Origin of the sequence: Clostridium sp. 'White wine YQ', from assembly GCF_028728205.1 — a bacterium.
In the GTDB taxonomy this organism is placed as follows: domain Bacteria; phylum Bacillota; class Clostridia; order Clostridiales; family Clostridiaceae; genus Clostridium_T.
The window spans coordinates 328,434-340,212 of record NZ_JAQYUU010000003.1; the positions used below are offsets into that span (position 1 = coordinate 328,434).

At 30.3% G+C, this 11,779-nt stretch carries 12 protein-coding genes; 4 read left to right on the forward strand and 8 right to left on the reverse strand.

Translation table 11 applies throughout. The features are described from left to right. Nucleotides 1–90: 90 nt before the first annotated feature. The 5 genes from PTZ02_RS13750 to PTZ02_RS13770 all read right to left on the reverse strand — a co-directional run bounded on the left by PTZ02_RS13750 (nucleotide 91) and on the right by PTZ02_RS13770 (nucleotide 5,589). Nucleotides 91–969, reverse strand: coding sequence for an NAD-dependent epimerase/dehydratase family protein (locus tag PTZ02_RS13750; protein ID WP_274228371.1), 879 nt, complete (start codon nucleotides 967–969; stop codon nucleotides 91–93). A gap of 23 nt (nucleotides 970–992) precedes the next feature. Next, nucleotides 993–1,697, reverse strand: a complete 705-nt coding sequence (locus PTZ02_RS13755; protein WP_274228372.1) for a sugar phosphate nucleotidyltransferase — start codon at nucleotides 1,695–1,697, stop codon at nucleotides 993–995. Nucleotides 1,698–1,779: 82 nt separating this feature from the next. Next, nucleotides 1,780–2,898 carry a glycosyltransferase gene (locus tag PTZ02_RS13760; RefSeq protein WP_274228373.1) on the reverse strand — a complete coding sequence of 373 codons (1,119 nt, stop codon included), beginning with the start codon at nucleotides 2,896–2,898 and terminating at the stop codon, nucleotides 1,780–1,782. 148 nt (nucleotides 2,899–3,046) lie between these two features. Then, nucleotides 3,047–4,090, reverse strand: a complete 1,044-nt coding sequence (locus PTZ02_RS13765; protein WP_274228374.1) for a hypothetical protein — start codon at nucleotides 4,088–4,090, stop codon at nucleotides 3,047–3,049. A gap of 11 nt (nucleotides 4,091–4,101) precedes the next feature. Next, nucleotides 4,102–5,589 (reverse strand): MBOAT family O-acyltransferase, encoded by a 1,488-nt coding sequence (locus tag PTZ02_RS13770; RefSeq protein WP_274228375.1) that lies wholly within the window; start codon nucleotides 5,587–5,589, stop codon nucleotides 4,102–4,104. A 205-nt stretch (nucleotides 5,590–5,794) separates the two neighbouring features. On the opposite strand from PTZ02_RS13770, the gene PTZ02_RS13775 reads away from it, so the two are divergent. From PTZ02_RS13775 to PTZ02_RS13785, 3 genes are all read left to right on the forward strand, one after another. Further along, a complete protein-coding gene (locus PTZ02_RS13775; RefSeq protein ID WP_274228376.1) occupies nucleotides 5,795–6,379 on the forward strand; it encodes a DUF6143 family protein in 585 nt (194 codons plus the stop codon). 1 nt (nucleotide 6,380) lies between these two features. Continuing rightward, nucleotides 6,381–6,950, forward strand: coding sequence for a DUF6143 family protein (locus tag PTZ02_RS13780; protein ID WP_274228377.1), 570 nt, complete (start codon nucleotides 6,381–6,383; stop codon nucleotides 6,948–6,950). A 350-nt stretch (nucleotides 6,951–7,300) separates the two neighbouring features. Further along, nucleotides 7,301–8,590, forward strand: a complete 1,290-nt coding sequence (locus tag PTZ02_RS13785; RefSeq protein WP_274228378.1) for a VTT domain-containing protein — start codon at nucleotides 7,301–7,303, stop codon at nucleotides 8,588–8,590. Here PTZ02_RS13785 and PTZ02_RS13790 read toward each other — a convergent pair. Next, nucleotides 8,549–9,052: a MerR family transcriptional regulator gene (locus PTZ02_RS13790; RefSeq protein ID WP_274228379.1), complete on the reverse strand. Its 504-nt coding sequence runs from the start codon at nucleotides 9,050–9,052 to the stop codon at nucleotides 8,549–8,551. The two genes, PTZ02_RS13785 and PTZ02_RS13790, sit on opposite strands and share 42 nt — an antisense overlap. A gap of 171 nt (nucleotides 9,053–9,223) precedes the next feature. Between PTZ02_RS13790 and PTZ02_RS13795 the strand changes: the two genes are divergently transcribed. Continuing rightward, nucleotides 9,224–10,207, forward strand: a complete 984-nt coding sequence (locus tag PTZ02_RS13795) for an oxidoreductase (protein ID WP_274228380.1) — start codon at nucleotides 9,224–9,226, stop codon at nucleotides 10,205–10,207. A 58-nt stretch (nucleotides 10,208–10,265) separates the two neighbouring features. Here the strand turns inward: PTZ02_RS13795 and PTZ02_RS13800 are convergent, their stop codons facing one another. Both PTZ02_RS13800 and PTZ02_RS13805 read right to left on the reverse strand, forming a co-directional pair. Further along, the gene (locus PTZ02_RS13800; RefSeq protein ID WP_274228381.1) at nucleotides 10,266–10,889 is read right to left on the reverse strand and encodes an HAD family hydrolase; all 624 of its coding nucleotides are present in this window, start codon (nucleotides 10,887–10,889) and stop codon (nucleotides 10,266–10,268) included. 114 nt (nucleotides 10,890–11,003) lie between these two features. Continuing rightward, nucleotides 11,004–11,750, reverse strand: coding sequence for an EFR1 family ferrodoxin (locus PTZ02_RS13805; RefSeq protein ID WP_274228382.1), 747 nt, complete (start codon nucleotides 11,748–11,750; stop codon nucleotides 11,004–11,006). Nucleotides 11,751–11,779 lie beyond the last annotated feature (29 nt).

Genomic DNA, 11,779 nt, shown 5'->3' on the forward strand with positions numbered 1-11,779 from the left:
ACCCTCCTAAGCTGCTTATACTAACATTCATACGTATATTATTATGATATGTAAGACTATCACAGAAGTTCTTTAGCTTCTAATCTTAGGTTAGATATTTAGTAGTTTATTGCTTATTTCTCGATCAATTATCTTCTTTATCCCCTCTAAAAAAGAATACTTAGGATACCAGTTTAACTCTCTATTAGCTTTTGTTATATCAGCTACTACATCGTTCATTTCATTTTTTCTTTGACCATCCTCACAGATTACTTTCTTCTCAATATTTAATATTTCTAGGACGACTTCAATTACTTGCCTCACACTAATTGAATAACCACTCCCAATATTATATACAGAATAATTTTTATTTTTATTATTTATAGTTAAAAGTATTGCATCAACTATATCCTCTAAATAAATATAATCTCTTTTAGGCGATAAATCTTTAACTTTTATTTCATTACTATATAGAGCTTGATCGATTATATGTGGAATTAGAAATTTTTTATTTTGCCCTATTCCATATATATTGAAAGGACGTATAATACTTATATTTACATTAAATTCCCTTGAATAAAACTCACACAATTGCTCTGCTATATACTTAGAATGCGCATAAGGATTATTCGGGGATATAGCCAAAGATTCTGAGATAGGCATGGTTTTAGGTTGTCCGTAGATATATGAACTAATAAATGTTAAATCAATGTTATATTCCTTACATATTTCTAATATATTTAAAGTTCCAAAAGAATTAACCTTATAGAACTCTTCTGGATGAGTCCAACTTTCTGGAACAAATGTTTTTGCTGCCAAATGAAAAATATGACTTATCTTTTCAAAATTAAAACTTCTTAAAGTTTCTATACTTGTAACATCTCCATTTGAAGAGTTTAACTCCAAAACATCATATTTTAGTTCTATTAACTTTTCTTTCAATCTTCTCCCAACAAATCCATTTGATCCTGTTACTACTACCTGATTCAAATGAACCACCTTCTTTTCTATACTTATTGAATAGAATCTTTACCTATTTTCGTGAACATCTCAATTGCCTTCTCATAATCATCTGGTCTTCCAATATCTAACCAATATCCATCAAATTCAAAGCTATATATTCTATCACTATTTTGAATCATATCTAATACTAGAGAATCAAGCCCATATGGAATCCCTTTCTTTACATACTCTAAAACTTCTGGTTCAAACACGTAAATCCCCATACTTACGTCATAGTTATATTCTGGTTTTTCTATAAAACCAGTAATAAGTCTATCACGATTAAAGCTTAAAACTCCAAAATCAATCTTTGAGAATCTTTTATTTGTAGCTATCGTAGCTTTTGCTCTTCTTTTTCTGTGAAACCCTATTAGTTTATTAAAATCTATATCCGTAAGTATATCTCCATTCATTACAATAAAGGTTTCATTTAAATCTTCTATAAACGCCAATGGTCCAATTGTACTTAGTGGCTTTTCTTCATAAATAAAATCTATAGGTATTCCAAATCTTGAGCCATTACCAACATAAGCCTCAATAAGATTCCCAAGATACCCTAATGTTATAGTTATTCTATCGAAACCTGCCTTCTTCAACTTCAAAATTACAAATTCTAATATTGCTATATCTCCAATTGGCATAAGCGGTTTGGGAATTACAGTTGTATATGGTTTAAGTCTCTCGCCTCTCCCTCCAGCCATTATTATTGCTCTCATGAGTTCACCTCTTTATATATTATAAATATCCGTCTTATAGTACTTCATGTTCTCTATACACTTCTAAAATATTTGTAGTTCCTTATTCCTTATAAACATTTCTCCATGTATCTATTACTTTTTTCCATGAAGTCATATTCCAAATTTTTTCCTTATTTTCTTCACAATTGACTATTAACTTTTCTAAATTCTCAATGGCATATATTACTTTCTCACCCACGTCTTCAACTCTATTCACTTCTAGTAAATAAACATCTTTATTTTTAAATATTTCATATGGTAACCAGCTACCTGTTATTACTACATTCCCAGCATAAAGATACTCTTGCATAGACCCACTTAACTGATCCGTTGTTTGTACATGGATCATAATATCCGAAATTACTCTAAGCTTTGCTACATCTTCGTCACTTAAAAATTCATCTAGAATCATATACTTTAATCCAGATTCACAAAGTTTCTCACTTACCTTGTTAACTATATCCCCATCCCCATATGTCATAGGAAATAGGAAATAGCACCTATCCGGTAGTTTGTCTTTTATTCTTATTAATGACTCAATTAATAAAATATGATTTTGTGCAGGTGACGCATTATGCCCGCAAGTTATTATTATAGAATTTTGTGGACATTTTAGTTCTTTCTTAATCTTGTCCTTACCTTCTTTCATAAAACGCTTAATGTAATCTAATTGTATAAGTCCAAATCTACATACAGAAAGTTTTTGACTATATCTATTATTATAAAAGTTATCAAATTCTTTTAATGTATCTCCATTTCCAAAATTAATATTGTCTGCTACTTCTATTATTTTTTCTTGATACTTTTTGTCTTCACTTATTGTTCTATAAAAATCACTTCCCCAAACTGTTACAATTAGCTTAGTACATTTTTCCCTAATTTCATTAAATACTTGTCCATAAAATGGTGCTAAAAAATGAATATGAATAATATCATACACTTTAATGTCTCTAAGTATATCCTTCATTTCATTTAGACTTTTATAGATAAAAACTTCATTTAAACTGTCACTTATCTTATCCCTTCTATAATTCTCATCCATAGTTAATAAATCAAATTCAATATCAAGACTAGCCTTTAAATTTATTAAAAAATTTTTAGTATATACAGAAAAAAAGTGACATATTACTAAACATTTTTTTTTATTGTTCTTGTATATTATACTTTTAGAGCTTTGCATTTTTTCTTCTCCTATAGTCTCAGAACATTATGACTTAATATATTATATTTATCTAAAAATGAATTGTGCTTATTTTACTTATCTCTGCAATAAAAGAATCCTACTCTAAAGAAACTTTTAAAGTAGGATTTTTATAATATTAGCTATATTATTTTTTCTGCTCCATAGCAGCTACATTAGTCTCGGAATAGCGTTTATAATCTGAATTCCATTTTGCATACCTTATATCACTACGATGATCTACTAAGTTATAATTTTCTTTTAAGAACTCTCCTAAATTAGTAGTTACTTTATTTGCTCCCCAAATATTTAAATGCCCTTCATTATTCATATCTGTTTTAAAGTTAAAACCTATTTCCTCAAATTTATCGCAGTAATTTATAAACGTTATATTATTATCTTTCGCAATCTCTGACACCTTGTTAAACATCTTAGCTGGTTCCTTATTCCAATTATTACTCCCTGCAGTACTATCATAGTCATAAGGAGCATTTGTAAATATAAGCTTGAATCCTTCTTTCTTGGATAAATCTATAATTTTATATAAATATCTTTCTGTCTTTGGTGGAATAGTCCCTATTTCCTTAGTACATGTATACCCTTTTCTATTTTCACCATACATTTCATTACCAGCAGAAAATCCTTTGGCATAATAAGAACTTCCAATGTTAAAACTAAAATCTTGTTCATTTAGTTCTTTCCATCTATTGTGGTACTTAATCATCGGAAAAAGAAAGCTAGCCCACTGATCTTTAGGCGTGGTATTAATAATAGCTTCCATTTTATTTTGTGATAATCTCATACTATCTAGGACATACCTAACATATCCTTCACTTCCAAATTCATCAGTCGCTCCTAAGTAATACAAATCAACTACAACAATAGGATTTTTATGTTTCTTTAATACTTCTTTTAATAAATAATATGTAACATCTATTGGCTGGCCTCCAGTTCCATAATTGAAACTGCTTATTCCATACTTACTCCACAATATATTAGGATCAATACCCCCATTCATGTGGCTTGAACCTAGTAAAACAACATCATACTGATCATCAGTGTTTTCATACAATCCTTGAATCAACTTGCTCCTATGATCTATCTTAATAACAAATATAGAATTTAGAATAGAAATAACAATTGCTAATAAAATACAAAAAATTGAACCCTTTATAATTGCTTTTCTAATCATTAATATCCCTCCTAAAACTGGGAATAGATAAACTGTTGTGGATTATACCCTTCTCCATAAACTCCAAAAATTAATATAAAAATAATACAGCTAAAGTATACAGCCCACCTAAATACTGTATTTTGCTCTGCCAATTTAACTCTCAAGCTCCCTTTTGCTTGCATTACATTTATAATTAATACAATTGCTATACCAAGTATTGATATTAAGAAATCCTTTGAGTCTATGCCTAATTTACTGATAGAGTCAGCTGAAAGCATCCATGGATTAAAACAAATCATATTTCTAATCATAATTTTTGCTGCATTAAATGAACTTGCTCTAAAAAATATCCATGCAAAATTCACTAATGCAAATGTTACTAATACTTGAAGTAGTTTATAGCTAAACACCTCTGTTCGCACCTTGCATATGCTAGTGAGCTTGATTTTCATTGGTTTAAACATATCTCCTAATACTTGATAAGTTCCGTGAAGTGCACCCCAAATTATAAAATTTATGGCAGCACCATGCCATAATCCACTTAATAGAAAAACTATCATTATATTTATATATGTCCTTAACTTACCTCGTCTATTTCCCCCTAATGGTATATATAAATAATCCTTAAACCATGCACTTAATGAGACGTGCCATCTCCTCCAAAAATCTTTTATAGAGCGCGAAAAGTATGGTTGCTTGAAGTTGTTTTTTAATCTAAAACCCATTACTTCTGCTGCACCAATTGCTATATCTGAATAAGATGAAAAGTCGCAGTATATCTGAAAAGTGAAAAATACTGTAGCTATAATTGTTTGAAATCCTTTATAATTCGCAGGATTGTTATATACAGTGTTTACTAAAATAGCTAATCTATCTGCTACAAACAATTTTTGAAAGAACCCCCATAACATTAAGAGCAATCCATTTTTCACCCTATCATAGTCAAAATAATGGTTTTCATTAAATTGATTTAATAGATTTTTAGACTTCCCTATTGGTCCTGCAACTAATTGAGGAAAAAATGATACAAATAAAGCATATTTACCTAAACTTTTTTCAACTTTTACGTCTCCCCTGTAAACATCCATGGTATAACTTAGTGCTTGAAGAGTATAGAAGGATATACCTAATGGCAATAGAAAATCAAAGGTTGGAGTTACTATTGATATATTAAATATAGATAATACCCTTTTTATATTGAAGTTAAAAAAATTATAATATTTAAATAAAAATAACACTCCTAAATTGCTTATAAAGCTCGTAAAAACCCACATCTTTTTTATAGTTATGGATTTTTTTTCATCACACATTTTGTCTGCATTTTCTATTAATATTCCACTTAAATATGTAACTATTGTTGAAACCCCTAATAGTAATACATACTTAGGATTCCAACACATATAGAAATAATAACTAGTTATCAATAGCCATACCCATCTGATTTTTAAAGGTATTATAAAGTAAATAACAACAACAATAGGAAAAAATATCAGAAAACTTATTGAATTAAATATCAAAACAATATTCCTCCTTAAGTACTCGATTGTTTTCACATATCTAATATTCCTAATATGGTAATTTTTATACTAAATTCAAGTGATTTCATTTCTCTCCTCAAGTGTTTCTTTCTACTTATATATCTCACAAATCCTAAATATTTTACATATTATATTAGATGAGGGTTTTCCAAAATCTAATATTTTAATGGGAGATGTGATCAAAGTGGAAGACTGTGATAATTATAAGAACCCAATTATTTTGCCTAATCCGATAACACAAGTTGCTAGTATGGCCAACCCTTTATTTTTATCTCTTCAAGGCAAATACTTTGTAGGATATGCTGATAATATGAATTTTGAAAGTGAGAATATTGCATGGGCTGGCTTAATTAATCCACCTAACTCCGGAGTAAATCTTTTTGCTTTCGTTTGGACAGTTACAAATATTGGAGAAGCCCCACTAATAGCTCGAGTGTGGGCTAATGCTACTCCTCCTAGTACCCCAACAAAATCAGAATTAGTTACCCCTGCTAATACTGCAATTCGTCCATTACCTAAGCCCAGAATACTATTATTTCAAGGAAATAATGCAATGGGTGAACCTGAGGATGGAAAGAATATATATGTAAAAGAGGTTAACCCTGAGGTTACAATTGCAAGTGATGAAAATGGCAGATTGATATTCCCTCCTGGCGGATCATTAATAGTTACCATTTCCTATCCAAAAGGAACAATCGGTACTGGAATGGGGCGTGTTGCCTTTGGATGGAGTGAAGAAAAAATAAATGATAATAGGAGGTGCCAATAGAATGGACATCTGTAATAAGTTTCAAAATTCAATTGTTTTACCTAATCCTATAACTCAAGTGGCAAGCATGCCCTACGACTTATATCAATCAATTCAAGGGAACTTTTTCTTAGGTTCTACAGATGAATTGCATTTTGGAAATGGAACTAGTGCATGGGCTGGTTTATTTAATCCTTTTAATTCTAACGTAAATTTATTCGTTTATTCTTGGGAAGTAGCCAACACTGGAGATTCTCCAATAAGGGCTCAAATATGGTTTAATAGTTACCCAACAGGTCAGCCGATGCATGTTTTAACTGTCACTCCTGGCAATACAGCTCTATGTCCACTTCCAAAACCAAGGGTAAAGTTTCTTCAAGCTACTAACGTAACTAGTGAACCTGAGGATGGTGTCAAAGCCTTTGTTAGAAGAGCTCCTGCAAATACAACAGTTGGTGATGTAGAGTTTGGAAAATTTATATTTTCTCCTGGTGGATCTTTCTTAATTGAATTATCTGATCCTGAAGCACCTAATGAACCTGCCAAAGCAATTGTTTCCTATACCTGGTTTGAAGAAAAAATTAACTGCTAATTTAAATGAAGATGGGAGGATGTTCGCTCATTCTTATAAATGAGAAGCATCCTTTTTTTACTATGTTGTCTTTTAGAACAGATAATCCCCTCTTTGACACCTCTTATTCACAAATAGTAAAATTGTATTATAGAGCATTTGTAGTTTTTCCAATTCTCATATTGAATTGGAGGTAGATTATAAAAAGTGAATTAGAAAAAATGATTTCTTGATGTTACCAAATATCTGCATTTTATTATCCTAATTAATGTTTAATTATTTTCTAATAATATTTTAATCTTTATGTAAGATAATAATTGAGAAGAACTGACTTATATATATTTAAAGCGCATAATTAAGGATGTGATACTTTGCACACTGTATTAGAATTAATTAACCAATATGGATATATAATTTTATTTTTTGCTTTAATTTTAGAATTAATTGCTTTTCCTTTGCCTGGAGAACTTATAATGACCTATTGTGGATTTCTTATCTACGACTCTAGAATGAACTGGCTTTTAAGCATATTGGTAGCATCTTCTGGCGCAGCTTTAGGAATAACAATTTCATACTTTGCTGGAACTAAACTTGGGATTAGTTTTTTTAAAAAATATGGTTCCTATATTCATCTTGGGCCTGAAAGACTAGAAAAAACCTCATCATGGTTTAATTCCTATGGGAATAGATTATTGATTTTTGCTTACTTTATTCCTGGAGTTAGGCATATAACTGGCTACTTTTCAGGAATAACACAAATATCTTATAAAAAATTTTCTATTAATGCGTATCTTGGAGCACTAATATGGGCATCTACTTTTATTTCCTTAGGTAAATTTCTAGGTCCTAATTGGGATAAGTTCCATGGCTATATATCAAGATATCTACTCATAGGCAGCTTAGTTATACTAATTATTTTAGTTATTATTTATTCTTATAAGAATCATAAAAATCAAATAATAGAATTCACCTATAAGTATCTAACTAAAGCTTTGACTACATTTCATTCTCTAGGAAGAATAAAGGTTACTATAGTCTTTATCTCTGCAGCTTTTTTAGGTTTTTTTGCTCTTTTAATTGGATTAATTCAAGACTACTTAGCTAATGAACTTGAACAATTTGATAGAATTACTTCTTATTTAGTAAGTGTAATTTTCGATGAGAATTGGAGCTTCTTACTAGATTTGATAAGCAACTTAACTTCTTTTAAGGTGCTAATTCCATTAATGATATTTATGCTTATATTTATTACTCGAAAAGGGGTTGACCCATTTCTTGAGATACGATTTTTAACCATTGTAGTTTTGGGTGGAGAGGCTTATCAATTCATCCTACGATATATCTTTAAGCGTATAAGTCCATCACCAAATTTATTAGGAACTATTCAATATAGTTTTCCTAGCAAAGAGTCTTTAATGGCGATCATTACTTACTCTTTTGTAACCTTTATACTAATACGCCACTCTAAAAAAACTTGGATTAATACAGTACTGGTTTTAATAACCATATCAATTTGTATTTTATCTGGTCTTAATCCATTATTTTTTCATACTGAATATCCCAGTGATGTTTATGCTGGATACATCTTCGGTGGAGTATGGCTCACTTTAAATATTATTCTACTTGAAATATATAGAATAATGCCAAAAGTACAGCCTTAAAAAGATAATGAAAAGGCCATCTAGAGTTAATGATTCTAGATAGCTTTTATCTTTTAATAAATAACTATTTGTTTTTTTATTTAAAATCTGTTTCAATTCATCCCTAGTGATTTTCTCATCATAATAATCTAACTTCAAGTCTACTAAATTAAGAAGTTCATTATACTTTTTTAATTGTTCTTCTATTACCTTTTTTTGATCAAGTATTATCTTGCGTCTTTCTGATATAGTATCCTCACCTTGAGCACAAAGATCAGCATATTTTTTTATATAAGCAATAGACATTCCTGTTGCTCTCATGCAATCTATAGTTTGAATCCATCCTAAATCATCCTCTGTATATAATCTTCTACCACTCTCATTGCGTTTAACTGATGGGATTAACCCTTCCTTTTCGTAGTACCTTAATGTATAAGGTGATATATTGAACTTTTGGGACACTTCTTTTATTGAGTAACTCATATCCACACCCCTTTATAGAATATTCTTTGTTTTAATTAAAATATAGTACTCATTATAAAGGTTATTATAATTTAAAATCAACTTTTGAAAAATTCTATTGACTTAGAGTGCACTCTAAGAAATATACTTGTGTCATAATGATAAATTTAATTTATGGAGAGGATGAATACTATGGATAAAACCATTCAATCACCAATACACTCCGAGTATAACTTTTATACAACTGCAAAAGAAGTTATAAGCGGAATAACCTTGCAAGGTAAGGTTGCTATTGTTACAGGAGGATACTCCGGTATTGGGTTAGAAACAGCTAAAATCTTAGCGGAAGCCGGGGCTAAAGTTATAGTCCCTGCAAGAAGAATTGAAAAAGCTAAAGAAGCAGTAAAAGGGATTGAAAATATTAAACTAGAAACCTTAGATCTTATGGACCCTAATTCTATTGATGCCTTTGCTGAAAGATTTTTAGCCTCTAGAGAAAATTTAGATATTCTAATAAACAGTGCAGGAATAATGGCACCTCCACTAATGAGAGATAAAAGAGGATACGAGTCTCAATTTGCCACTAATCATCTTGGACACTTTCATCTAACTGCTAAACTTTGGCCAGCTTTGAAGAAAGCTGGAAATGCAAGAGTTATTGCTGTATCGTCTAGAGCTCAACGCTTAGGAGGGGTTAATTTCGAAGATCCAAACTTTCAAATTACCGAATATGATAAATGGAAGGCTTATGCTCAATCTAAATCAGCAAATGTACTTTTTGCTGTAGAGCTTGATAGACTAGGTAAAGAGTATGGAGTAAGAACATTTGCAGTCCATCCTGGATTAATTCCAACTACTGATTTAGGACGATTTTCTGAAGACAAGAAAGTTGCTCCAAGACAAATAGAAAATAGCAACAAAAAACCTGATGAAAATAAAAATGCTGATGCGTTTAAAAATATTGAGCAAGGAGCAGCCACCAGTATTTGGTGTGCAACTAATCCTAATCTTGAAGGAATGGGCGGAGTTTACTGTGAAGACTGCGATATAGCCGAAGCTGTTCCAGCGGATAGCTTGAAAGGAAATGGGGTACGTCCATGGGCTATAGATTCTGAACTAGCTAAAAAGTTATGGAAGCTTAGTGAAAATCTTACTGGTGTTAAATTTAACATATAACCTAATATAGCTTTAAAGAAAAAGAAGAATCTAAAATAAATAGATTCTTCTTTTTGCCTTATATAAACATTAATAAATCCTGAAAACTATCAATAACATAATCGTATTCTTCAACGTCCCCAAAACCATACCTTGCATAAACAAAAGGAATCCCTGCAACTTTTGTTGCCTTTAAGTCTCCTTCAGTATCTCCAACATATACTGGCTCTTTTAAATTATTTCTTTCCATTATTAATTTAATGTTTTCCCCTTTATTTAAACCAGTGTTGCCTGAACTCTCATGATCCTTAAAGTACTTCTCAAGGCCATGATATTTATAGAATGCTTCAATATATCCACATTGACAATTGCTTACAATAAACAAATTATACTTCTTTGATAACTTTTCTAATATTTCCTCTACTTTATCATATAAGATTGCTCCATTCTCCTCCAAATGCTCACATTCTCTTTTGCAGCAATCTTCCATTATTTCAGTCCTCTTATTATTATCAAGGTATGGAAATAGCTTTTTCCCCACATCTTCTACAGTTAATCCCATTATGCCTTTCATATCCTCAATAGTTAATTTGTTTGTTACCTCATCATATTTATCTAAAGTTCTATTCCAACAATCTATAATACTTTCTGTAGAGTCCCATATGGTTCCATCCAAATCAAAGATAATGCTATCTAATTTCATGTTTCCTCCTATTTAAAAAGCTTCCATGAATCTATTATTCCATAATATCTTTAATTATAGCATAACTCTTTTTAATATATTCATACACATATTTGTCCTTAAGATTATTTAATACTAATTATTTGCATTTATTATTTCTTTTAGAGTGACATTTTGATTAATAAATCTTGCTGTACCTTTTTCCTTTTTAAGTCTTATGGCTCTTTGTGGACAATTATGTGCACAAGCTAAGCATTGCTGGCAATTATTATTAAATACAGGCTTTCCATTTACTTTAATATTATCTACAGGACATACCTTTTCACAGGTTTTACACCCATTACAACTACTTTCTACAATAAAATTCTTTTGAAATTCGTTATCGCTAGTCAAGTTCTTAGTTAATTTTCTAACCCCTTCAGCTATAATAGAATGTTTTTTTACATACGTTTTTCCTTCATTAATATCTTTAATTATTCTATTTAAATTTTCTTCTATATTCTTCTTAGGCTCCTTCTGTTTTTGTTTCTCCATATCAAATCCAGGAAGATAATTATCAACCATTAGTAGTTCATCAATATATGAAAATTCTATTCCATTTCTTTTGCCAATTTCAAATAAATGTCTTGATGCTGATCCTGCATACATTCCATAAGTAGCTACTCCAAAAATGTAACTACTTTTTAATTTAGCTTTACTTAAAAACTTTTCTACAATTTTAGGTACTCCACCACTATAAACTGGAAAAACTATACCTATCTTTTCGTCTTCGAAGTCAAATTTTCCTTCCTTCATTAACTTTGGAATAGAATAATACTCATCTCCTATTCTCTTTGCTACATATAAGTTATTTCCTGATGCTGTAAAATATAATATTTTCATTATATCCCCCTTATTTCACCGTTACATTT